Consider the following 24329-nt stretch of genomic DNA (forward strand, 5'->3'; position numbering starts at 1 on the left):
AACTGAGGATCAGAAAGCTTGTTTGAATCGATGTATTTCATCCGCAGATTATGCACGAATGCTAAGAAATCCGGAGTGCAAATATTAACCAAAAAGAAGATCGTTTTTTGATTTATGAAAGAGATCTTATGTATTGAGTATAGCAGTAGCGCTATAAATTAACATTTAACCCATAAGCATCTCGTAACTTGTCATAGCCTTTTCCTCAAATTCAGACTATAAAGAACTCATAAAATAAAAAGACCCCACTTTTCAGGATGAATGATGACGAGAACCACTCAATTCTCAGGCATATTTATACTTGCCCTGCTGGCAGCAGTCGTCGCAACTTTTTGCGATGCGATTCATGTCTATACCCAGACGCTTAGTTATCCCAACCCATTATTTTTCCATCAAGCTTGGTGGGTATTCCCTGGCTTTTTTATTGCCTTTGCTTTCATGGCATTTAGCTATATTCAACTTACACAACTACTTAAACACTATGTAATGACTCAGCTCAGTTGCCATCACGATGGTACAGCTCCATTAGTTGAGGCTTTAGTACTCTTTGCGATTGTCTACATACTCAGTGGTTTTGGTAACTTCCACCCTGAAGCATTGTGCTGGATTTTCTATATTAGCTTTTTTATTCGCTGGTTATTTAGCTATGAGCGTACATGGCTACTGATATTAGCCATTATGCTTGCCATTGGCGGCACGTTCTTTGAAGGACTATTGGCTGAGTTTGCTTTAGTTAAATATCGCCATGAAGATATTTACAATGTGCCGTATTGGCTCGGTGGCTTATATATGCATGGCGCATTTGCCTTACGTGCAGGTATGCGTCGTTTTGTTTATCGTTAATTTTTTAAATTTGGAAAATTGAGACATAAAAAAAGACCACTCAATCGGAGTGGTCTTTTTTTGAATATGGTGGCTATGACGAGACTTGAACTTGTGACCCCCGCATTATGAGTGCGGTGCTCTAACCAACTGAGCTACATAGCCTTAAACTGTGCGCGCATTATGGAGGGATATTTAAATATCGTCAAGCCCATAATGCGCGTATTTGATCAAAATTTGTTGAAGTGAACCGATAAGCCGGGTTCTGTCGAGGACGATCATTCCTCTAGGCGTACAATCACTCATACGCTCAAGCGACCTACCCGGATCCAGCATGGGCCATGCCTAAAGGATCCCTATTTGGTCTTGCTTCCGGTGGGGTTTACCATGCCGTGAACTGTTACCAGACACGCGGTGCGCTCTTACCGCACCCTTTCACCCTTACCTCCGATTTCGATTACTCGAAACCATAATGAAGGCGGTCTACTCTCTGCTGCACTTTCCGTCGGCTCACACCGCCCAGGCGTTACCTGGCACCTTGCCCTATGAAGCCCGGACTTTCCTCCCCTGCTTTAGTCACGGAGACCTATACACAGCAGCGATCGTCTGGTTCACTTCGGGGCGCATTCTAACAAATCTGACAACTAATTGCTTGATGTTTTTTGAGCAGTTAGTTTTTCGTACTTTTGTTGAAGCTGTTCCTGAGTTTCAGGATGTGCCGGATCCAATGGAATACAATCCACTGGACAGAACAACTGACACTGCGGTTTATCGTGATGCCCAACGCATTCCGTACACAAATCAGGGTTAATCTCATAAATGAGTTCCCCCATGAAAATCGCCTCATTGGGGCATACAGGTTCACAGACATCGCAGTTGATGCATTCATCAGTGATATATAAAGACACTCTACCAACCTTGCTGTTGTTTACGCTTAAAGGCTTCCACGACAGCTTGTGGTACAAACTGAGTGACATCACCATTTAAACGTGCAATTTCACGCACGAGCGTAGATGAAATAAACGAATATTGCTCTGATGGGGTTAAGAACACCGCTTCAAATTTACTGTCCAAACGGCGATTCATATTTGCCAATTGAAATTCATATTCAAAATCTGAAACTGCACGTAACCCACGTAATACGGCTGTTGCTTTTTGCTCGTTAAAGAAATTGACCAACAGCCCATCAAAACCTACAAACTCAACATTTGACAAATGACTTAAAGACTCTTGCGCTAGTGCAACACGCTCTTCCAGACTAAACACAGGGTTTTTGTGATGTCCAATTGCAATTGCCACGACAACTTCGTCAAACATGCGTGATGCACGTGTCACTAAGTCGATATGACCATTAGTAATTGGATCGAATGTGCCCGGATAAATTACACGAGTTTTAGACATCCAGTTGTACTCTGTTATTTTGTAGATGGGTATTTTAACAAAATCTTGATTTATAGGTGAAGTCAGCTTGTAAATTTAAAAACTTCATCTTATTCAAAGTTCGGGTACAATAGTGCTAAGTTTGGAAGTTTTTGATTATGACGAAAGCAGTAGTTAAAAAAAATAGTAGCAGTACGATTGCCCTCAATAAACGTGCGCGTCACGATTATTTCATTGAAGAAAAATTTGAAGCGGGTCTTTCATTACAAGGCTGGGAAGTCAAATCAATGCGCGCGGGTCGTATGACCATCGTAGAAAGCTATATTACGTTTAAAAATGGCGAAGCATTTTTATTCGGCGCTCAAGTGCAACCTTTACTGAGTGCTTCGACGCATGTGGTGCCTGAAGCAACTCGTACTCGTAAATTATTGCTGAACCGCCGTGAAATTGAAAAACTACAAGGTGCGATTAACCAAAAAGGTTATTCATGTGTGCCTTTGGCATGTTACTGGAAAGGTCCTCATGCCAAACTTGAAATCGCCCTAGTAAAAGGTAAGCAGCTTCACGACAAGCGTGCAACGGAAAAAGACCGTGATTGGCAGCGCGATAAAGCCCGTATTTTTCATAAATAAGTTGTATAAAAAAACCTCCATTTTGGAGGTTTTTTTATACTAAACATCCTCAAATAGCCATCGTTCTCGAAGCGTGCCTATTTTTGCAGATGGGTGAATGATACTTTTATCTGGATTAATTAGTTTTACTGAACCCTGTGGTAAACCATAGTACAGTTCGATACTTCTCTGAATCTTTCTTACTCGTGCATCACTTCTGGCTGCTCTTTGACGCATAGCACCTTGACGTTCAATATTTTTTTTCTTAGTAATATTTATTCGTGTTTCAGTATCACTCAAATCAATGATTTCATTATTCGATTCTGTATTAAGTAAGTTTGGAATCTCTTGTTCATTGAATTCCAATAAAGCTTCAAAATTTTCAATTTCACCATTTTCTTCCCAATTACCTGTAAAGTACTCCCAAGAATCATCTTCAAATGCACCTGTCAATTTATAAGTGAACTCTTCCTCTAAACCGTCCTGATAACGATAGTAAATTAAACCCAATGTGACCTGCTCCTCTAAAGAAAGGCGTAGCTCAATTTTTCCTGAAAAGTAACGTCCATATGCAGTCAATTTTCCTTCAAATAATAAAAATAATCTGTCATCTTTAATTGTTAATTTTACTGAACTTGAAGGATACTTTTCCCAAAAAATTTCATTCATAATCTACACAACACCAATTGCTTCATTGTTAAATTTATTTTTCGCAGATGTTACAATTGCGTCGAAATACGGATGTGCTTGCTGTAATTTTTTTAATGCGATTTCAAAAGGATCTAAAGCATCTTCAATTGTTTCACTTTCATAATTTTCAATCAGTTTTTCAGAATCAATTCCATCAATAATTAAGTACCAACTTCCTTGCTTTGCATTATATTTAAAGCCAAATTCTTCTATTTGTTGATATATTTGATTACTTTCACTCGCAAAATCCTTCCAGTCTTTTGCTGTACACTTTATAAAATTTTCTCTCCAAGGATAAAAATTGAAAACCAATTTATCTTTATCATTTTTGAGTAAAGCCGTTAAAAACCATTCCACCGAATCACCACCAGTTTCATCACTTTCATAGCCTAAAAAGTATCTCGCATAAAACTGTTGGTGTTTAAAACTATCTCCATTTGTTGCTCGCCATTTTTCAGGTGAGAACTGGATATAACAGTTATCATAAAAATTAAATACGCCCTCCCATTTATCTTCAAAATCGTCGATAAGATTATGTATTTTACTGTCTAAAGCCGCACATATTTTTTCAGAAATTTCACCTTCTAATAGTCTTTTTGCATCCTCCAAATATTCAATATTCTTGATGATGAGTTCCACTGCTTGCATATTGCTCATTTGATTCTCCTAATTTCAATTTTTTTAAAACGTTTTTGTATGATCAGCAAACTGGCTTAATAGCCATAGGCTTCGATTATTTAAGTTCTGACTATTGACATATTTTTTAAATGCTTTAGCCATTCTTCCCCATGAAAGCCCACGTAACCCCTCAGCATTATCTAAATAATCTGTTGGTAGATTTCCATCTTTTGTTAAATAAACGACTAACCAAGGTCTTCCTGCAGCTTTTTTCTTTGCAATTCCTCTATAACGCTCTAATTGCTGGAAACTCTCATTTGCATGAATTTTTATTTCAATAAAGAGTAAAAATTCTGGTGCATCTATTTCTATATCAACACGATTCTCTAAACGACCAAGAGGACAGCACTCTTCGATGGACGTATAAAACTGCGGTTGAAAATTGCAAAAAGGCTCAGGAAGTAATTGTAAAAACTGTAATAAAATTATGTTGCCTTGACCGTGATCTGCCCTACAATCAAGAAACCAATTTAAAATTTTTGAATTACGAACTTCATCACTGCCTAAACCTGAATTTTTCCAGACATTTAGTAATAAGCCTGCTTCTCTAGCTTCTAGAACAGGAAATAAGGCTTTCTTATATGCATCAAAAAACTGGCTTAAATTCAAATGATCTACACTGGTGACTTTTTCAGGTGTTGGTATATCAAGATTTATGTTTTGCCATGATTTAAAAAAAGCGTCCAACTGTTTCGAACATTTCCATTCCTTAGCAGAAACTATTTCTGATTCCATTAAACACGTACGATGTGTTAAAAAATTCTCAGACGTGTTTTTAGTTGTATCCTTATATTCCATTATTCCACCCCAACATTATAAATAGCTTTTAAATTAAAAATTTTGCTTTCTTTTCAATTACATCAAATATATCTAAAGCCTGATATATTATTTTTAAGGCATTTTTAACAGGATCCAGTGAACTTACAATTTCTTCATTCTCAAAATCCTTAGCAACTTGGACAGGATCAAGAGTTTCAATAGTTAAATACCAATACCCCTTACTTTCATTTAATTTAAAACCAAAATTTGTGAGCTCAACATATTGCTGAATAAGTTGATTCCTCTTTTTTGACCAACTCCTTGTTTTGGATATGTCCGTTGTTTGATTATTCTTGTATATCATATTTTTATTTAAATGAAATTGAATACTAACAAAACCATTTGTATGATTAAAAAAATTCACCGTTGGTAAACGATTTCCGTTATTTGCAAAATACTCATCTAAATAAATTTCTTTTTGATCATGACGCTGAATCGTTAACTTAAAAAATGCATAGCACTCTTCTATATTTAAATGTTTGTGTTTTATTTGAATTCTACTCCAAGAAATTGGAGCAAACCAAATTTCTTTATATTCAAAGTTTGCACAGACATCCCATCTAACCGTTTGCCAACTTACTTCTGAACATGGCTTATTTTGATCATTACAAATCAACTCTTCAATTGCTAAATATAAATATTCACTAAGTTCGTTTTCTATCAGATAACATGAGTTTACTAATTCAGATAAATGAAGGATCTGATTAACTATTGATCTATTTGAAGACATTACTCATAATCTCCAAAATTTAATTGGTTAAAAATTTCATGCTTATCAGCTGCTCTCATTATCCGATTTGCAACTTCTTCCTTCAATTCATCAGGTCCTAAAATTTGTATATACTCTGCATTTTTAACCAACCAATCCATACGGCTCATTGTAAAAATACAACTTGTATTTAATTCATAATATCCTTCATCTATTTTTTCTATAGACTGAAAATCACCAAAAGGGTTACGCGTTAGCTCATCCAATAAGATTTCTTGAAAAACAAGAAAAATGTTAATTTCCTCACGGTTAAAATAAGCATCTTCAAACTCACGCTTTTCGATTAAATCTTCTAAATCAAATACATCTACATCAACCGCCAATTTTTCAGGCACTATTTCTAATAATTCAAAATTTAAAATATTAAATGTTCTTAATACACTTTTTTTAGAATCTATTTTACTTGCCATCAAATATGGTTTTTGCCCAAATTGGACAATTCCTTGTGGCTTTAACGTATAGTTTCCTATTTGCTGCGTACCTTCTTTTCGATATTTTGCTTTAAGCCAAACATCACCTTGTAATAATGCTTTATAAACTAACTGTTGAATTTCGATATGATGTTGCGCTTTCTCTATCTCCCCATATCCATCAGGAATAAATCGCACACGCTTATTCCAGCCATTCAATTTTGTATTTTGCTGAAGTTGCAATTCAGCAGACTGAAAAAAACCCTCAACTTTTGTATAAATTTCATCAGGCAGACTATGATGTAAATATTCATTTGCCATAACCAAAATAAGTGCTAGCTCTTTAGACATTGGCTCTATACACGCATCTTGGCTGAGCTGATAAGTTGCAGGTTGATTTCCTTTGCCCGCTTTTAAAATAAGTTCTCCAGAAATTAAAAGTTCTGGTAATAAATCAAGATCTCTCCGTATAGCTTTTATTAATGAAAGTTCATCAATACATTCTGAATAGTTACTACTGACTTTTTTCTTTAATGTAGATATAGAAACCTGTTCTTGAGGAAATCTCGGAATTATCTTATATAAAGCTAATATTCTATTTATCAATTTAGATTGTATTTTTTTCATTGTACTCAGATATGCTCATCAAGTTAAAAATGAGCATATCAACTTTGTGAGACAAATGATGTCTCACAAATAATTTTTAGCAGAATTTCAACCCACCAAAACAGTTTGTTCGAACTTCCTGATTCCCCAAGACCTGATTTTTTAAAGTTAAATTGGCCGCACCGGCATTGCTGAGGTTAATTGAACCGACATTTTTATAAATCGGTAGACCAAATGCTGCACCAACAGCAGAACCTAAGGGAATATAAATCGGTTCATTGGTTAAAATTTGCGATACTTTTTGTGCAACTTGAGGTAAGACGCCTGAGATATCCACTTCAGATGTTGGATTTAATTTGCCAATATTAATCGGGCCTTTAAATGACATCCACCAACCTGTACGTGCAATATCATCTGCATTGGCATCTGGCCAACTGATATCTTGAGATTGAAGCGATAAATAACCGGCTGTGCCATTTAATGGAATGTTATGAATCATATTTAAGGCTTGCTCAAAGGTAATGTTCATTTTCAAACCATCAATTGACGAACCTGAATCCATAAAGAACTGCGCCCCTTCAACCCATAACAAATTACGGTCAAGTTTGACCTGCATGCTACCGCTATCTCGATTGAGCTGAATCGATGGCACAGTCGCACTGATATTTTTGGCAATGGCTTGAGTTTGTCGTTTTCCATTAATCGTAATTTCAGGAACGGTAAACGGCACATTCATTGAAGGAATTTTTAATCCTTGACTATTTTCAGGTTGGCTGACAAAGCTACGATCATTGTTCCAAATCGTATTAATCACCAAATTCCCCGATAAAATCTCGCTGCTACTATCACCAAAGAGCGCTGCTTGGGTCTTTGCTGTTCCTGTGGTCGGTGCAATTTTCATATAACCACTCAGTGACTTAATCCCGTCTGTTGACGCACCTGTATTTTGAATACCTGTGGTCAATAAACCCGTAATAGATTCAGCACTGACACGAAAGCCTTTAACTTCGCGTAAAGCGGCTTGTTTAGGGTTTTTAATTGCAAATTCAATAAATGGATTTTTTAGTTTGGCACTTGTTGACGCTCGATCACCATTAAAGACGGGATTACCATTGGCATCGGTCAACGTTACATTACCACTCAGCGCTAGATGACGAATATCAATATCACAGCCATTTGACCCATTTACCCCACCACAGCCGAGTTGCAATCTTTTGACATTGACGTTCAAATCCATGACGGCATCTAAACTGAGTTTGTAGAAACCAATATTTTCATCGACCATTTGTTGGTTGACTAAAATAGGGTCGGTATAGGACATATTCATCAATGCCGCACCATTGATGGCAGACAATTCTTCATCGGCTAATCCCACCAAGCCTTCTGCTGCAAAAACAACGTCAGAAACACATAAGGTCAATGCCATTGCGACTATTGTTTTTTTCACGATTATTTAATCCTTTTTAATATTCGTCACTCATCCCGAGTGAAATTTATGAGAAGATTAAATCAATAGCGTTGGCGTAAATGAATGGTAATTTGTGACACGCATCACAATTCAATTATACAAAATGCCAATTTTCACAAATTTCAGGCCATTAAAAACCCCAGTAACATTTCCATCACTAGGGTTTTCAAAGATTTATAAATGATAGTTCAAACGATTTATTTACAAATTAATTAACTTTATTTAACAACAGCCCCAAATATTCACCAAACCAAATGGCGGTTTCTAAATCGCCCGCAGGTGGCGTGACTTGAACAGGTGCATTATCCGATTGTGTCATTAAACCTAAAAAGCTCGACATCCGATTTAAATCTGTTGTGCTTCGTCCAGTTGGCATCAATGGAAGACCGCTCCACAACATACCGTGCTGCATGGCGAATAAATTGATTTGCTGCAATACTGCCAATTTATCTCCACTTAAGCCGCCACCATTGGTAAAACCAGCGGCCAACTTGCCTTGCCATGTCCGTGCTAACCAGCGTTTAGATGATTGCTCCATGAATAATTTCATTGCCGCACTCATACTGCCCATATAGGTTGGGCACCCAAAAACGATGGCATCTGCACTGTCCAATTCATCCCAATCCACATGCTCTACATTCATGAGATGGACTTTTACACCGGCTTTTTCTGCACCTTGTACAATGAAATTCGCCACTTTGGCAGTGTGCCCATAGGGGCTGTGGTAAACAACAGCAAGAGATTTAGCAGTCAAAGACATAACATTTAAAAGTCGATAGATTCAGTCAAGTTTAGCATTTTCAAAGCATAAAGACGAATGTTGCCATACGTCCTGTTTTCGCTTCGCGGCGATAAGAAAAATATTCTTCAGCTTGCAAAAAGGTACATTGGTCGCCACCTGTTACGGCTTTAACCCCATGTAATGCAAGAATATAACGCGCTATCGCATAAAGATCAGCATAATATTTGCCTTCCCTTACACCAGCTTTAAATGCACTTTCAAGTTCTGGGTATTTGGAACAAAAGGCAGCTTTGACTTCTGCACCAATTTCAAAACTCTCTTGGCAAATAGCTGCCCCCAACCAAGCCCATGTTGGCTGAGTGTGCATGGCTGCAATGGTGTTTTCCACAATACCATTTGCCAAGCCCTTCCAACCTGCATGCAGATTGGCAACTTCTGTCCCGTCAGCATTACCCAAAACCACGGGTAAGCAGTCTGCGGTCATCATCATCAGGGCATGGTGTTTAGACTGCGTGACCATACCATCGCCTTCGGGTGCAACAAAGTTGATCTGTTCATCAATGCGATGACATAGCGTACTGTGCGTTTGGTTCATCCAGCTGATTTTATTCACGCCATATTTAGCAAAGGCTTTGAGCAATTGCATCCGGTGCTTTTGCACACGCGCTGCATCATCTCCCACATGCAATGCCAGATTAAATCCTGCCAGTTCAGGTTGTTCAGCGGGTTGCGTCTGATCATGATGAACTCGAGTTTGTCCCACAAAAACACCCTGTGGAAGTCCCTGAACAAATTGCATGTTGCCGTCCTTTTCTATCTATGGCGTGTAAATCAGTTTAAAACTTAATAAGCTTTGTTTTCGCTACGTAAAACTTCAACCAATTGGTTAAAGTCTTCAGGCCATGGTGCTTCAAACATCATGTCTTCACCTGTACGTGGATGAACGAGACCCAATTTAACTGCATGTAACGCTTGACGTTTAAAGCCACGTAAAGTGTCATCTAATAACATCGACGCGCCTGCAGGCATACGTACACGTGGTACATACACTTGATCGCCAACGAGACCATGACCGATATACGTGAAATGCACACGAATTTGATGGGTACGACCCGTTTCTAGACGTGCTTGAACGCGGGTAAAGTTTTGGAAACGTTCTTTCACATTATAGTGAGTCACCGCATCTTTACCGCCCGGCAAGACTGCCATTTTAATGCGATCAACAGGATGACGTTTAATCGGCTCATCCACTGTACCGCCGGCAATAATGTTGCCATATACGATCAAATCGTAAATACGGTAAACCGATTTCTTCGCCAATTGCTTACTTAAAGAAAATTGGGATTCGAGGTTTTTCGCAACTACCAACAGACCTGAGGTGTCTTTATCAATACGATGCACCAAACCTGCACGGGTCAACTCTGAAGATTTTGGGTAGTGATGCAAAATTGCATTCACCAATGTCCCTGTACTGTTTCCAGCGCCCGGATGAACAACCATACCGACAGGTTTATTAATCACCATAATATCGTCATCTTCATAGACAATATTGAGTGGAATATCTTCAGGTAAGCTACGTGTTTGTGCTTCTAACTCGACGTCTAAAGTCAGTAACTCTGTGCCTTCGCATTTGTACTTTGGTTTCACAGTGTTACCATTGACCAACAAATGGCCCTCTTTGAGCCACTGTTTTAGCTTTTCGCGAGAAAAATCAGTCCAAACCAGTGCTGAAACCTGATCAATACGTTGTCCTAAATAGCTTTCATCCAATTGAAATTGCAACGATAAACGTGTTGCAGTTGAGTCTGAAGTATGGTTATCTGCATCCTCAGAATCTTCAAGTAAATTGAAATCAGTTTCAGGGAAATTAGAATTGGAAGATTGTGCTTGACTCATTTGCTCATTCAGACAAAAGTGGTTTAATAGTTCAATTGTAGCTCATTGCCCGTATTAACAGAGGAATTTTTATGTCGCTACCAAAATATAAAATGACAATGCTTGCTCTAACAATAGGCATTGCATCGGCAATGGTAGGCTGTAGCAGTAATCCAAAGAAAGAAGTGGTCGACACAGGTCCACAATCAAGCGAACAGATTTATATCGAAAAAGCACAAAAAGCGCTTGAACGTAACCAATATACAGATGCTGCAAAACACCTTGAAGCTCTAGAGACCTACTACCCTACAGGTAACTATGCGCAGCAAGCACAACTTGAACTATTGTATGTAAAGTTTCAGCAAAAAGACTATGAAGGTGCGATTGCACTTGCAGACCGTTTTATTCGTATGAACCCGCAGCATCCGCAAGTTGATTATGCGTACTACGTGCGTGGTGTTTCAAACATGGAGCAAAACTACAATGGTTTGCTTCGCTATACTTCTTTAAAGCAATCGCATCGTGATGTGAGCTATCTCAAAGTGGCTTATCAAAACTTTGTCGACTTTATTCGTCGCTATCCATCAAGCGAATATGCAGTCGATGCCGCACAACGTATGAAGTTCATCAGTCAAGAATTGGCTGAAAGCGAAATGAATGCGGCGCGTTTTAATGTAAAACGTAAAGCATGGTTAGCTGCTGTTGAACGTTCACTTTGGGTGATCGAACATTATCCGCAAGCACCACAAGTTCCAGAAGCTCTAGCGACTGTAGCCTATGGTTATGACAAACTTGGTGATAAAACCACGTCTCAGCAATACATAGACGTGCTTAAACTGAACTATCCAAAACTTGTGAAGTCAGACGGTACAGTCAATATGCGTGCTGCACGTAGTGAAGGCAGCTTCCTTAACCGTGCAACCTTAGGTATTTTCGGTAAAGAAGCACAAACGATGTCTGAGCAAACCTCTACAGACGCAGTTGAAACTGATGAAGAAAAGCGTAGTTTAACCAATCGTTTAAGCTTTGGCTTATTGGATCGTCCTCATAGCGAAAAAACTGAGTCGTCAGAATCAGCTGAATAATATAGTCGCAACGAAGGTCGATTTTTCACAAAGGGCAAGTTAGAATACTTGCCCTTTTATCTTTTCAGGATCTACAGATTCGGTTAGATTAAAAGGTATACAATAGTTCGATGGACGATGCTGTACTGCATCTCCCCTGAACGTACAGCATTGCTGATTTCAACATATTTCACGAACTGCCCAAATTCAATAGATAGACAGATAAAACAGCATGGCCATTCCTCAACATACAATTGATCAAATTTTAGATCGCACCGATATTGTCGATGTGATTGGTCAATTTGTGAAATTGAAAAAGACTGGACGCACCTACTCAGGATGCTGCCCATTCCATCAGGAAAAATCGCCATCTTTCCATGTCTATCGCGATAAACAATATTTTCACTGCTTTGGTTGTCAGGCCAATGGTAATGCCATCCGTTTTTTAATGGATATTGGTAGCCGTAACTTTATTGAAGTAATGAAGGATTTATCAAGCCAAACAGGTATTGAACTACCGAAAGACAATAACGATTCCAATAAACTCAAATATAAACGCGAATCTAAACCCAAAGCTGTACAAAAACCTGCAATCGAAACAAAAGCTCTGACGCCCCAAACAGGCGAAACACAGACTGCTCCTGCTGCAGTAAATTTCGAACACGACCCATTTGCTGAGTTTCAAAATAGCGAAGAAGCCTTTTATGGGAGCGATCCGTTTGCTCACTTTGACCAAGTTGCCAATGCTTTTGAAGATGTGCCGCAAGATGGAAACTTATATGACTTGCTGGAAAATGTCGCACAGTTTTATGAACAACAACTTCCGCTCAGTCCAATTGGGCAAGCTTATTTTAAACAACGGGGTCTCAGTGCAGACACCATCGCCTATTGGCGCTTAGGCTATGCCCCTGAAGATTGGCAACATTTAGAAAAAGCCTTTCCACAAGATATCGAAGGACTCAAACTTCTCGGTTTGATTCGAACCAGTGACAGTGGTCGTGACTTTGACCTACTGCGCGAGCGGGTGATTTTCCCGATTCGAGATGCGAAAGGTCGTGTGGTCGGTTTTGGTGGTCGTGCCCTAAATGATGAAATCAAACCGAAGTATATCAACTCTCCAGACTCTGAAGTTTTCCATAAAAACCAGTTACTTTATGGTTTATATGAAGGCCGTAAACAAAAAGCCCAAGACTGGTTAATGGTCGAAGGTTATATGGATGTGATTGCCCTTCAGCAATATGGCATTCATGGCGCTGTAGCAACTCTTGGGACAGCCAGTAATACAGAACATTTAAACATTTTATTTAAGCAAAATAGCCGTATTACCATTGCATTTGATGGTGATGCCGCAGGTCAAAAAGCAGCTCGTCGTACGCTCGAAATTGCACTGCCATTACTGAATGATGGACGTGAACTTAAATTCTTTGTTTTGCCAAATGACCACGACCCAGATTCACTGATCCGCCGTGAAGGTATTGAAAATTTTCGACGTTTACTGGACACCTCACCGCTACTTTCTGAGTTTGTTTTTGCACATTTAACGCAAAATCATAATGTTGCTTCGCCTGAAGGTAAAAGTCAGGTGATGGGCGAACTGAGACAACTGACTGAACTGTTGCCGAAAGGTGGTTCATATCGTTATTTGCTACAGCAATATTTCCGTGAAAAATTAGGGTTTAGCCGAAAGTGGCAGCCTCAAGTCAATAATGATGCATCATTGAGCTTTAGTACAAAAATTGATGCCGAAGAATATGTGATTGCGATTTTAATCAATCATCCTTATCTCTACATTCATTTTGAGCCTTTACGCGCCTTAGTTTCACAAGATCTCTTGCTTTATCACGTTTTAAATATTTTCAATGTGATTTTTGATGAATTGCCTGATGACCCAGAGTTATCGACCTATTATGTACTCGGTGCATGTGCAGCTCATCATCATGAATTACAACATATTTTAGAGCATGCCAATATCAGTGACTATACGTCATCACCTGAACAGGCAGATAAACTTGCAGCAGATTTATCGACAAAATTGCAATATCAATTCTTACAACTCAAGATCAAGTCGAATAAGTTTTCTAGCCTTGCTGAAATGCGTAATTTAAAACAACGTATTTATGATATTGATAAAAAAAGATCGCTCACCCTCCTTGAAGATTAAGTTTTAACTTCAAGTTCAAGCTGTGAACGACATGCTATTCAATGAATCAGCTTATTTATTTTTTTGGTTTACGGCGATTTTCAGCCACATTAACTAAATTTTGTTCTAACATTTCAAAATAAGCAGGGTCTTCCGCCATTGCTGCATTTCGCAGCACGATAGAAGTTGGATGCAGCAACTTTTGGGTTAAACGATGTGACATTTCTTGCATAATCTTCGCAGCATCTTCGCCCTTTTGTAGACGATTCAGCGCCAAAGCCAGTTCTTCTTGACGCAATGACTCACCATGTTCACGGTATGCATGAATCGTCGAGCCAGCCAAATTCACTTTTTGCTGCGTGATTAAATCTGTCGCAAGCTGATTGACCATGACTTCGGCTTCAACTGCCGCCTGACGACGCTGAGCCAAATTTTCTTCAATGACAGTTTGCAGGTCATCGACACCATATAAATAAACGCCATCTAGACTTTCAACTTTGGCTTCAATATCTCGTGGTACAGCCAAATCAACCAATAGCATTTGTTTATAACGACGTTTTTTCAGTGCTGCTTTGACATCCGCAAAATAAATCACTTGATGCAAGCTTCCGGTACAACTTGAAATTACATCTGCACGATGTAAATTGTCTGCCAAATCTGCAAAATCAATAATTTCAACTTCTACACGATGAGCAATCTCTTGCGATAAAGCTTCGGCACGGGCACGTGTACGGTTACAGATAATAATTCTGCCCACACCCATTTCGGCCAAATGCTTTGCAACCAAGCTATTCATTTCACCAGCAGCAACAATCATCACCGTCAATTTTTCAGGCTGACTAAAGACCTGTAAAGCGAGCTGAGCAACAGCATAGCCCATCGACACCGCATGACTTCCAACGGCTGTTTCAGAACGCACACGTTTTGCCGCATAAAAGGCATATTCAAAAATACGGTTTAAATTTGGGGAAACGGTTTCGGCATCTTTGGCTAAGGACAAAGCCGTTTTGACTTGACCTAAAATTTGAGGCTCACCAAGCATGAGCGAATCCAAGCCGCTAGCCACACGCATGAGGTGTGTCACCGCTTGTGCATTTTCATAACGATACACATGATTTGACAATTGCTTTACATCGATACCATTTGATTGGGCGAGCCAATTCAATACCACGTCTGCATTTTCAGACATCGCATAGACTTCGGTACGATTACATGTAGACACCACCACCATGTCATTGAGTTCAGGCGTATGGCTTTGCTGTTCAAGCAGTGCAGTTAACTTTTCAGGGTTAAATGCAATCTGTTCACGCAGCTCTACAGAAGCGGTTTGATGGTTGACACCCAATGCAAAGAAAGACATATCAGATCATCATTTCGCTAAATTTATGCTATTGTGCAACATCGATGTCATAAAAAGCATTACTTGGATCAAGAAAAATTGCGTCTAACAAATAGCCGACTGAACGGCCAGACAATAAAGCAGTATTCTACCACATTCTTACTTGTCGGTAGCATGGCTTCTACTGCCCCAATTCGGGCCGTGGGAGAAGTTTACCATGCAAATTCAGGATATGATGCAATTAAACAAAGTATGATTGCGGAATTTGCCTTAGCCTATAACGACATTCCAACCGCGCTTCATAACTACACCGTGCTTGCAATCAAAAGTAAATCCACCATGGTCAAACAACGTGCTTTAAACGTTGCAATTGAGCAAAATGATCTACAAGCAGCTTTAGACATTGCCACACATTGGGTCGTCCAAGAACCTGAAGATGTCCCGGCATTATTTTATTTATCACATATTGCCCTGAAAGCCCATGAATATGAGCTTGCCGCAGAAACACTTGATAAAATTTTAATCATTGACCCGAATGCAGATTTAGAACAAATTTTGGCGGGTATTTCCCCTGAGTCAGAGGAAGATCGTGCTTATCTGATTCAAGCACTGACCGCTAGCAAGGAAAAAACCAACCCTTCTATTTTGGTCTTAGTCGCAGGTTTACAAGCTCAAAATGGTGCCTTTGCTGATGCCTTAGACACCATTAATTTAGCACTGAAAAAACGCCCGAAAGTGACTGGCTATATCCTAATGAAAGCCAATTTACTTATGTCGTTAGGTGATGAAGAAGAAACCTTAAAATGGTTCGAAAAATCCAGCCGTAAACACCGTAATAATATGGAAGTTCGCTTAGCCGAAGCAAAATATTTAATTAAAATCAATCAGTCAGAATTAGGTCTAGAAAAACTCGAAGATATACTAAAGAAATGGACATCTGCTGAAGAACCGCTATTTATGGCAGGTTTGACCAGTATTGACTTAGAGCTTTATGAAAAAGCCGAAAAGTATTTGGTGGAGTTACGTTATTCGAGCAAATACCAAAATGAAGCGTATTACTATCTCGCAGTAAATGCTGAACGCAAACAGCATTATGAAACGGCAAAAGCCTATTATCGCCTTGTTGATGGCAGTCTTTATACAGTTTCACGGCGCAATATGATCAGCATTTTTAGCCAGCAAAATAAGCTGCATGATGCACTGCGCTTTTTAACCCAAGAGCGGGTTAATTATCCTCAACATGCCAGTTTTTTATATCTTGCTCAGGCAGATATTTTAAAACGCATGAACAATAAAAAAGCAGCAGTTCGTTTACTTGATGAAGCGGTAAAAAACTTACCTGAAGATCCAGAGCTCATTTATGCCGAAGTTCTACTGCTCGACGCCCATCAAGATAAAGATAGACTCGACCAATTACTAAAACAATTACTTGAAATTGAACCCAATAGCCCGACCTATTTAAATGCATATGCCTATACTTTGGCGGTACAAAATAGACGCTTAGATGAAGCCCGAAAATATGTCGAACATGCCTTGGAATATGCTCCTGAGCAAGCCTCAATTTTAGATACGTTCGGTTATATTTGTTATTTGCAAAATGATTTTAGTACATCTGCATCTATTTTGGCCAAAGCGTATGAACTGAGTAATAGTTTAAAAATTGGCATTCGCTACGCACGATCAGTCTTCATGCAAGGTGATATGAATAAATTTGACGCGTTGTTACAACAACTCCAACAAAAACATCCGAATGATCCGCAATTAGAGCAACTACATTCGTTATTGTTACCCCAACCCATGAAAAAGAGTTAGAAAGAGTTTATGCAAGTATCTTCAAAATTTGGGGTATCTGCCCTGACCTGCTGCGCTTTATTTTTTACCGGTTGTCAGCAATATGTTAAAACACCCGATCAACCCAGCCCTGAAGAAGTCGCTGCAAATCAATTCAACTTACAAGGTAAGATTGGTGTGCGCACGCCACAACAGTCAGGAAGTGCTTTTTTTACTTGGGTTCAAGACCGCAATGAATATGATATCGAACTGAGTGGCATATTAGGTGTTGGAAAAACTCAAATCAGCGGTAAACCCGGTCAAGTTCAGTTAAACAGTGCAAAAACCGGTTTAATTGAAGCAGAAACACCTGAAGAATTACTCGAACGTGCTACCGGTTGGCAAGCTCCCATTACCCACCTCATCGACTGGGTACAGGCGCGCCCTGCAACCACACAAGCAAAAATTCAACGCGATACTGCGCAGCGCCCACAACAGATTATTGAAGATGGTTGGACCGTTGACCTCAGTTATAACGAGACTGCGACGGTACCGAACAAGTTAATTTTAAAACAAGCACTTGAATCCGGTCAGGAAAACCGTATTACAATGGTGATTCAAAATCGTTAATTTGCCTAAAAGCTGAACTATGACTTCCATGATTCGTGTACCTTCTCCTGCAAAACTCAATTTGTTTTTGCACATTACTGGCCGACGTCCAAATGGATATCACGAATTACAGACGATTTTTCAGCTCATCGATTTATCTGATTGGATGGAATTTCACCCACTTGCAAATTCTGCTGATGAATATTTTATTCAAATTGAGGGCTTAAACAGCGTCAATCTAGAGCAAAATTTAATTTATCGTGCTGCTCAAATACTCAAACCGTTTGCTAAAGCACTGACTGCACAAAAAATCCACATTGAAAAAAATATTCCCATGGGTGCAGGGCTCGGTGGTGGTTCATCCAATGCAGCCACCACCCTAATCGTGCTCAATCAACTATGGAAATGTGGTCTAAATACCGTACAACTTGCAGAGCTCGGCTTACAACTTGGGGCAGATGTTCCCGTGTTTGTACATGGTCTAAATGCATGGGCAGAAGGCATCGGTGAACACTTAACATTCATAGATTTAGCTCAAAAACAGTACATTGTGTTAAAACCTGACTGTTTTATCAGCACTCAACTGCTTTTTTCACAAAAAACGTTGACAAGAGACTCAAAGCCCACTAAATTTTGCGGCTATCAGGAAACACCATCTGATTTTGGAAATAACTTTGAGCCTGTGGCACGAAGCTTATATCCCGAAGTCGATGAAGCAATGCGGTACTTAGATCAGTTCGGTACAGCAAAGCTTACAGGTACAGGTGCTTGTGTATTTACTGAAGTGACTGAAAATATGAATATTGATGACATATTGAAAAATGCACCATGTAAATCTTACTTGGTTCGCAGTTTGCAAGAATCACCATTACGTCATTTTGAAGTTTAATATAGGGGCGTCGCCAAGTGGTAAGGCACCGGGTTTTGATCTCGGCATCCGTTGGTTCGAATCCAGCCGCCCCTGCCATCATTTTTCACCTGTAGATGTAATTGCTGTAAAGTATTAGGGGCGTCGCCAAGTGGTAAGGCACCGGGTTTTGATCTCGGCATCCGTTGGTTCGAATCCAGCCGCCCCTGCCATTTACTTTATTCGCTATTTCATCAATTTAGGGGCGTCGCCAAGTGGTAAGGCACCGGGTTTTGATCTCGGCATCCGTTGGTTCGAATCCAGCCGCCCCTGCCATTTACTTCAAAAAAGACAGAGCATAATTTGCAGTATCTTTGTTGTTTCAACTTGACAAAATACCGTAAAAATATTAAAGTTCTGCCGCATTAGGGGCGTCGCCAAGTGGTAAGGCACCGGGTTTTGATCTCGGCATCCGTTGGTTCGAATCCAGCCGCCCCTGCCATCTAATTCTCCAATTTGCCAACCGCCAAGGGTGCTTCATGCCCAATCTTGTCGTTTTTAGTGGATCTGCACATCCACAATTCGCCCAAAAAGTCGTTAGCCACCTTCACATCCCTCTAGGTGCTGCATCAGTAGGTCAATTTTCTGACGGTGAAATCGCTGTCGAAATTACTGAAAATGTTCGTGGTAAAGACGTATTCATCGTACAACCAACTTGTGCTCCAACTAACGATAACCTTATGGAAATCTTAGTTATGGCTGATGCTTTGCGTCGAGCAAGTGCTGGTCGTATCACTGCTGTCATTCCTTATTTTGGTTATGCTCGTCAAGACCGTCGTCCACGTTCAAGCCGCGTACCAATTACAGCAAAAGTTGTTGCAGATATGCTCACAACTGTTGGTATTGACCGCGTTGTCATGATCGACCTTCATGCTGACCAAATCCAAGGTTTCTTCGATATTCCTGTAGACAACATCTACGGTACTCCTGCACTTTTAGCAGATCTTCGTCAACAGTCACACGACAACTTAATGGTTGTTTCTCCTGACGTTGGTGGTGTAGTACGTGCGCGTGCTGTAGCTAAGCAAATGGGTGATATCGATCTTGCGATCATCGACAAACGCCGTCAAAAAGCGAATGAATCTCAAGTAATGCACTTGATCGGTGACGTTAAAGGCCGTGACTGTGTCATCGTTGATGATATGGTGGATACAGCAGGTACATTGTGTAAAGCTGCTGACGCACTAAAAACTTTTGGTGCTCGCAAAGTTGTTGCTTACGCAACTCACCCTGTACTTTCTGGTAAAGCTTTAGAAAACTTGAAAAACTCTGTGATTGACGAATTGGTTGTAACAGACACCATTCCGCTTTCAGAAGAAGCTCAAGCTCTTGGTAAGATTCGCCAAGTTTCAGTTGCAAGTATGGTTGCTGAAACAATTCGTCGTATTAACAACGAAGAATCTATTAGCGCAATGTTCGATTCTTATCTATAATATAGCGCTAAATTTAAAAGCCCTGCCTTTTGGTGGGGCTTTCTATCACTAGACTGGTCGAAGGTCTAGTCAATTAAACTTAAATAGGAATGTCTATCATGGCAAACTTCGTATTAAATGCAGTAGCACGTGAAGAAGCAGTACAAGGGAAAGGTTCGAGCCGCCGCCTTCGTCTTCAAAATAAAGTACCAGCAATCATCTACGGTGGTGCAGCTGAACCTGTAGCAGTTACTTTAGAACTTCGCGAACTTGTTAAAGCTTTAGAAAGCAACGCGTTCTTTGAAGAAGTTGTTGAAATCAACATCGACGGTAAAGCTGAAAGCGTTAAAATCCAAGCTTTACAACGTCACCCAGCTAAAAACACTCCTATGCACGCTGACTTCAAACGCGCATAAGTGTTAAATGGTGTAAATGAGTGAGCAAACTTTCACTGATTGTTGGTTTGGGTAACCCAGGTTCTGAGTATGCCCAAACCCGCCATAATGCAGGCTTCTGGTTTGTAGAACGCCTTGCAGAACAATATGGCATCCAACTTAAAGCTGATCCTAAATATAAAGGCATCAGTGGTCGTGGTAATATCGAAGGTCAAGACGTTCGTCTGCTGTTACCCACAACCTTTATGAACCTCTCAGGTCAAAGTGTTGTTCCCTTCGCCAAATTCTATCAAATTGCTCCTGAAGCAATGCTTATCGCACACGATGAACTCGATATGAACCCGGGTGTCATTCGCCTGAAAACGGGCGGTGGTCATGGTGGTCATAATGGTTTACGCGATATCGTCCCGCATATTGGTCCAAATTTCCATCGTTTACGTATTGGTATTGGTCATCCTGGTTCTAAAGAACGTGTCTCAGGCCATGTTTTAGGTAAAGCACCAAGTAGTGAACAAGGTTTAATGGATGATGCAATTGCACATGCCTTATCACGTACTAAATTGTTGGTAAGTGGTGAGATTCAGCAAGCCATGAACCAGATCAATGCTTACAAATAGAACTGACAATTCCACAAATTGTTGAACAATACTTATTGCCATCTGAATGATTTCAGAGCAAAATGCGCTTGCATTTGACTGCTCACCCAGCATTCAAGAGATTGTTCCACCATAAGATACGATCTTAGGTCTACCAAGGAGACGCTAGCCATGCTATCTCGTTTATTAAAAGCTAAAATCCACCGTTGCGTCGTTACACAAGCAGAATTACATTATGAAGGTTCTTGTGCAATTGACGGTATTCTTCTAGATTTAGCCGGTATCCGTGAATATGAAGAAATTCATATGTGGAACGTGACTAATGGTAAGCGTTTTACCACTTATGCCATTCGTGGTGAAGAAGGTTCTGGCATTATCTCTGTAAATGGCGGTGCTGCTCACCAAGCAGATATTGGTGATTTGATGATTATTGCAACTTTTGGCGATTTCACAGAAGCTGAAGCAAATGCACATAAGCCACGTTTAGTCTATGCGAACCCAAATAACACAGTGAACCACACAGCGAACTGTATTCCAGTTCAAGTTGCTTAATTCAAGCATTCAAAGATTCTAAATGCCCGCAAATTTGCGGGCTTTTTTATGCGATCAATCACATAATCCGCTTTTATTCACTTCGTGGCCCCTTCCACCAAACTTTCTTCTGCTCACACAGAAGTGACTGCAGGTTTTCACCCACTAGACCCACCAATAAGGGCTGACCATTTTCCTGTACTTTCAGCTCTGCAAATTGCGCATCGCGATAGCACGGTTCCAAGCCTTCGGCAAACAAAAAGCTGCTTGCAGCGGGATATAAACCCTCAAATCTATTGTCAGGATTTTTGAGCACCAGTTTTGTAGATGAGCTTGGATACTGCACTAATAACTCTGGGTTGAAACTGGTTCGAATCACTCTACGCTGTGCATCAAGCTGCACATAACTCACAATACTTTTTTGATCTACAAAATAGTCACGGTGTACATTTTCTTCTTTGTTCGCTTTGGCAGCCTGCCCATTAGCAGATTGCTCTTCAGAAGGCTGACCACCAAAATAGAGCTGATAATTCAAGGCCATATAATCCCCTTGAATCAATGAGCGAGGATCGACCGGTTGCAACTTTACATAAATACTCTGACTGTTTGCCAGATGCCATTCATGCCGTGCAATCATCAGTACAAATAAAAGAATACTGAGTACAGCCAAACCAATAGGAAGCATTTTTTTATTGAGTATGTTCATCATGCTCCTTCCCCTTGTTTATGCTGTATCGCAGTTAACATTTTGGTGATGCCAAGCAGCAAAAGACCAGAAATCAAAATCGTTAAACTTTTCAGTAAAAAGCTCAACCCTAAATTGTAATACAGCATCCATAAGCTAAAAATGATCAACACGATGCAAAGGGCTTTAACCAAAGATTGCTGATAGACCTGCGCCCATGCCAATAAAACCAATAACAAGAAAATTTCAAAATAGCCCATCGCAATCAGCACAAGGCCCAATAGCAGTAACAGCCATTTTTCGCGCCCCGTCTGTTTTTGCTGATTTGCGATGTAAAGGCCAAGCCAAACCACAGGCAGCAGGTAACCGACAAACAGGTCAAGAACACCATTTTGGGTCTGTTCAAACTGTAGAATGTTATTTGACAACGTCTGCAACACCACACCCGCCAATACGATGCATAACATCCATAACACAATGCTTTTTCGATACATCGAATGCAACCAAGCTGTTGCACTCCCGAGCAACAAAATCAGTAGAATATAATTCAATCCAATCACAGCTAAGATGACATGTTCATTGCTCATAAAAAGATCGGCATCAAATAGTGTGGCCACTGCAAGGCCATATCCTGCAATGAGTTGAATAAAAACAATAAACCAATGCATTCGACTAAACAAACAGAGCAAGATAACGCCAATTTGTAATACTAAAATAAACCCAATGCTATCGGTCAAGCTCTCTGTATGTATGAAGACCGCAGATTGGCCACATACCCATAAGCAGTAAGCAAATTGGCGACTAAAGATACTTTTAGCTCGTCGAATCAACCACCAAGCCACAGCCACAAAAACTAAGCCCATGACGATTGAAAACGCCTTCCAATAGGTCAGCAATAAGCTCGATAAAATAATGCCTGCGAACCATGCCCCAATCGCTAAAGGAATAACCGCAAATTTAGTCTGTGGCAGAAATTTCATCAGTGCCCAACTGATCACCGCAAACCAAGCAAATATCAGCAAGGCAAAAACCAACAATCCTGCACTCGAGTCAGATAAAATATGTTCTGCCCATTGGAAAATCAAAATACTGAAACTCGCGGCGAGACCTGCAGCTTGTAAACTGGTTTCTAATGCACGATGTTGTCGATAAAAATAGATAATCAGATAAATTGGAAGCAACAAGGCAAAAATTAAATATTGCCATTGATACTGCTCTTCCCCATTTCCACAGTATAAAAACATGCAATACATCGAGATTAGTGTAATGAATGCAATAAATACAAAGCGCAGTGCAGCATAATATTTCAAACACAAGGTCACACATATTGCCGTCAATATATTCATGCAAAGTAAATACCACCATGAATGATCAACGATTAAATAGCTTTGTTTAAAATATAAAAATAATGCCAGTTGACTGATCAAACACAGTAACGCAAAGACTCCGATATTCGGTCGATATAACCAAGGTAAAAGCAGCAAAGCCCAGACTAAAAATAACAGATAACTGTCTGCACCTGTTTGATAGACCTGACCAATCACAGCCATACTCAATCCGAGCAACAAAGCACTTAAAGCATCTAAACTTTGCTGAATCCAAGCATGCCTGGCAAAATATACACTCGTCACAGCACTCAGTAGCAACAGCAACATTGGAATTGCCAATTGAATGAATTTTGGCAACATCAACCAGTTTGCCGCGATCAAATACACGAAACTGGCTGCTATCAGTGCAACACCGATCACTTGCAGATACCGAATGACCTGTACATCTTGGAACAGATCTGTTGAAAACTCTTGATCTAACTGTGAACGATGCAGCTTTATATTCTGCTGCTGAGAATGCTGAGGAAGCGTCATTTTTTATCATTATGCAATCATGGTTGATTTATCGGCACGATAGCATGCTTTGGCACACTTTATAAAAATGCTTACAAATCCAATCTTATAACTTTACTTATCTAAAATTTTGCAAATGATTCTACGCAATAATTCCCCATCACCACACA

General features: G+C 39.9%; 25 protein-coding genes, 5 tRNA genes and 1 other RNA gene. 15 read left to right on the top strand and 16 right to left on the bottom strand.

Annotated features, from left to right (window positions below):
• Window positions 1-264 precede the first annotated feature (264 nt).
• On the top strand, window positions 265-843 hold the full coding sequence (locus tag FTU37_RS09005; RefSeq protein WP_180124213.1) for a hypothetical protein: 579 nt from the start codon (window positions 265-267) through the stop codon (window positions 841-843).
• Window positions 844-910: 67 nt separating this feature from the next.
• On the opposite strand, the gene FTU37_RS09010 is transcribed toward FTU37_RS09005, so the two are convergent.
• From FTU37_RS09010 to coaD, 4 genes are all read right to left on the bottom strand, one after another.
• Window positions 911-987: transfer RNA gene (locus tag FTU37_RS09010), tRNA-Met, on the bottom strand.
• Between the two features lie 73 nt (window positions 988-1060).
• An RNA gene (rnpB, locus tag FTU37_RS09015) (RNase P RNA component class A) lies at window positions 1061-1440 on the bottom strand.
• Window positions 1441-1466: 26 nt separating this feature from the next.
• A complete protein-coding gene (locus FTU37_RS09020; protein ID WP_078191349.1) occupies window positions 1467-1730 on the bottom strand; it encodes a YfhL family 4Fe-4S dicluster ferredoxin in 264 nt (87 codons plus the stop codon).
• A 1-nt stretch (window position 1731) separates the two neighbouring features.
• Window positions 1732-2223 carry a pantetheine-phosphate adenylyltransferase gene (gene coaD, locus FTU37_RS09025; RefSeq protein ID WP_078191350.1) on the bottom strand — a complete coding sequence of 164 codons (492 nt, stop codon included), beginning with the start codon at window positions 2221-2223 and terminating at the stop codon, window positions 1732-1734.
• Between the two features lie 137 nt (window positions 2224-2360).
• On the opposite strand from coaD, the gene smpB reads away from it, so the two are divergent.
• On the top strand, window positions 2361-2834 hold the full coding sequence (gene smpB / locus FTU37_RS09030; protein ID WP_078191351.1) for an SsrA-binding protein SmpB: 474 nt from the start codon (window positions 2361-2363) through the stop codon (window positions 2832-2834).
• A gap of 39 nt (window positions 2835-2873) precedes the next feature.
• On the opposite strand, the gene FTU37_RS09035 is transcribed toward smpB, so the two are convergent.
• From FTU37_RS09035 to rluD, 9 genes are all read right to left on the bottom strand, one after another.
• Complete coding sequence (locus FTU37_RS09035; protein ID WP_180124214.1) at window positions 2874-3482, bottom strand: hypothetical protein; 609 nt, start codon at window positions 3480-3482, stop codon at window positions 2874-2876.
• Window positions 3483-3485: 3 nt separating this feature from the next.
• Window positions 3486-4160 carry a hypothetical protein gene (locus FTU37_RS09040; RefSeq protein ID WP_180124215.1) on the bottom strand — a complete coding sequence of 225 codons (675 nt, stop codon included), beginning with the start codon at window positions 4158-4160 and terminating at the stop codon, window positions 3486-3488.
• Window positions 4161-4184: 24 nt separating this feature from the next.
• Window positions 4185-4979 carry a PD-(D/E)XK nuclease family protein gene (locus FTU37_RS09045; RefSeq protein WP_180124216.1) on the bottom strand — a complete coding sequence of 265 codons (795 nt, stop codon included), beginning with the start codon at window positions 4977-4979 and terminating at the stop codon, window positions 4185-4187.
• A 28-nt stretch (window positions 4980-5007) separates the two neighbouring features.
• Window positions 5008-5730, bottom strand: coding sequence for a hypothetical protein (locus FTU37_RS09050; RefSeq protein WP_180005629.1), 723 nt, complete (start codon window positions 5728-5730; stop codon window positions 5008-5010).
• The gene (locus tag FTU37_RS09055; RefSeq protein ID WP_180124217.1) at window positions 5730-6806 is read right to left on the bottom strand and encodes a YafY family protein; all 1077 of its coding nucleotides are present in this window, start codon (window positions 6804-6806) and stop codon (window positions 5730-5732) included. The genes FTU37_RS09050 and FTU37_RS09055 overlap by 1 nt, the downstream gene beginning before the upstream one ends.
• A gap of 76 nt (window positions 6807-6882) precedes the next feature.
• The gene (locus tag FTU37_RS09060) at window positions 6883-8232 is read right to left on the bottom strand and encodes a hypothetical protein (protein ID WP_373686303.1); all 1350 of its coding nucleotides are present in this window, start codon (window positions 8230-8232) and stop codon (window positions 6883-6885) included.
• 229 nt (window positions 8233-8461) lie between these two features.
• On the bottom strand, window positions 8462-9013 hold the full coding sequence (locus FTU37_RS09065) for a flavodoxin family protein (protein ID WP_180124218.1): 552 nt from the start codon (window positions 9011-9013) through the stop codon (window positions 8462-8464).
• Window positions 9014-9053: 40 nt separating this feature from the next.
• Window positions 9054-9794 carry a peptidoglycan editing factor PgeF gene (gene pgeF, locus FTU37_RS09070; RefSeq protein WP_180124219.1) on the bottom strand — a complete coding sequence of 247 codons (741 nt, stop codon included), beginning with the start codon at window positions 9792-9794 and terminating at the stop codon, window positions 9054-9056.
• A 44-nt stretch (window positions 9795-9838) separates the two neighbouring features.
• Window positions 9839-10891: a 23S rRNA pseudouridine(1911/1915/1917) synthase RluD gene (rluD, locus tag FTU37_RS09075; RefSeq protein WP_078191355.1), complete on the bottom strand. Its 1053-nt coding sequence runs from the start codon at window positions 10889-10891 to the stop codon at window positions 9839-9841.
• A 71-nt stretch (window positions 10892-10962) separates the two neighbouring features.
• On the opposite strand from rluD, the gene FTU37_RS09080 reads away from it, so the two are divergent.
• Complete coding sequence (locus FTU37_RS09080) at window positions 10963-11955, top strand: outer membrane protein assembly factor BamD (protein WP_078191356.1); 993 nt, start codon at window positions 10963-10965, stop codon at window positions 11953-11955.
• Window positions 11956-12166: 211 nt separating this feature from the next.
• Entirely contained in the window at window positions 12167-14095 is a 1929-nt protein-coding gene (locus FTU37_RS09085; protein WP_180055762.1) for a DNA primase, read from the top strand.
• 55 nt (window positions 14096-14150) lie between these two features.
• On the opposite strand, the gene hemA is transcribed toward FTU37_RS09085, so the two are convergent.
• Window positions 14151-15434, bottom strand: a complete 1284-nt coding sequence (gene hemA, locus FTU37_RS09090; RefSeq protein WP_180106157.1) for a glutamyl-tRNA reductase — start codon at window positions 15432-15434, stop codon at window positions 14151-14153.
• A 78-nt stretch (window positions 15435-15512) separates the two neighbouring features.
• Between hemA and FTU37_RS09095 the strand changes: the two genes are divergently transcribed.
• The 11 genes from FTU37_RS09095 to panD all read left to right on the top strand — a co-directional run bounded on the left by FTU37_RS09095 (window position 15513) and on the right by panD (window position 21654).
• Entirely contained in the window at window positions 15513-17225 is a 1713-nt protein-coding gene (locus FTU37_RS09095) for a hypothetical protein (RefSeq protein ID WP_180124220.1), read from the top strand.
• Between the two features lie 9 nt (window positions 17226-17234).
• Window positions 17235-17813 (top strand): lipoprotein insertase outer membrane protein LolB, encoded by a 579-nt coding sequence (gene lolB / locus FTU37_RS09100; RefSeq protein ID WP_180124221.1) that lies wholly within the window; start codon window positions 17235-17237, stop codon window positions 17811-17813.
• A gap of 28 nt (window positions 17814-17841) precedes the next feature.
• On the top strand, window positions 17842-18681 hold the full coding sequence (gene ispE / locus FTU37_RS09105; protein WP_180124240.1) for a 4-(cytidine 5'-diphospho)-2-C-methyl-D-erythritol kinase: 840 nt from the start codon (window positions 17842-17844) through the stop codon (window positions 18679-18681).
• 3 nt (window positions 18682-18684) lie between these two features.
• Window positions 18685-18759, top strand: a tRNA-Gln gene (locus FTU37_RS09110).
• Window positions 18760-18797: 38 nt separating this feature from the next.
• Window positions 18798-18872 (top strand) — tRNA-Gln (locus tag FTU37_RS09115).
• 28 nt (window positions 18873-18900) lie between these two features.
• A tRNA-Gln gene (locus tag FTU37_RS09120) sits at window positions 18901-18975 on the top strand.
• A 91-nt stretch (window positions 18976-19066) separates the two neighbouring features.
• Window positions 19067-19141: transfer RNA gene (locus FTU37_RS09125), tRNA-Gln, on the top strand.
• A 37-nt stretch (window positions 19142-19178) separates the two neighbouring features.
• Complete coding sequence (locus FTU37_RS09130; protein WP_078191360.1) at window positions 19179-20132, top strand: ribose-phosphate pyrophosphokinase; 954 nt, start codon at window positions 19179-19181, stop codon at window positions 20130-20132.
• A gap of 98 nt (window positions 20133-20230) precedes the next feature.
• Window positions 20231-20527: a 50S ribosomal protein L25 gene (gene rplY / locus FTU37_RS09135; RefSeq protein WP_168378105.1), complete on the top strand. Its 297-nt coding sequence runs from the start codon at window positions 20231-20233 to the stop codon at window positions 20525-20527.
• 20 nt (window positions 20528-20547) lie between these two features.
• Complete coding sequence (gene pth, locus FTU37_RS09140; protein ID WP_168378106.1) at window positions 20548-21123, top strand: aminoacyl-tRNA hydrolase; 576 nt, start codon at window positions 20548-20550, stop codon at window positions 21121-21123.
• A gap of 150 nt (window positions 21124-21273) precedes the next feature.
• Entirely contained in the window at window positions 21274-21654 is a 381-nt protein-coding gene (gene panD / locus FTU37_RS09145) for an aspartate 1-decarboxylase (protein ID WP_078192181.1), read from the top strand.
• 73 nt (window positions 21655-21727) lie between these two features.
• Here panD and FTU37_RS09150 read toward each other — a convergent pair whose 3' ends face one another.
• The gene (locus tag FTU37_RS09150; RefSeq protein WP_257225265.1) at window positions 21728-22342 is read right to left on the bottom strand and encodes a GDYXXLXY domain-containing protein; all 615 of its coding nucleotides are present in this window, start codon (window positions 22340-22342) and stop codon (window positions 21728-21730) included.
• Complete coding sequence (locus tag FTU37_RS09155; protein ID WP_180124222.1) at window positions 22339-24180, bottom strand: DUF2157 domain-containing protein; 1842 nt, start codon at window positions 24178-24180, stop codon at window positions 22339-22341. Before FTU37_RS09155 ends, FTU37_RS09150 begins: the two co-directional genes overlap by 4 nt.
• Window positions 24181-24329: the final 149 nt, after the last annotated feature.

Source organism: Acinetobacter sp. YH12097 (genome assembly GCF_013419225.1).
Classification (GTDB): Bacteria; Pseudomonadota; Gammaproteobacteria; order Pseudomonadales; family Moraxellaceae; genus Acinetobacter; species Acinetobacter amyesii.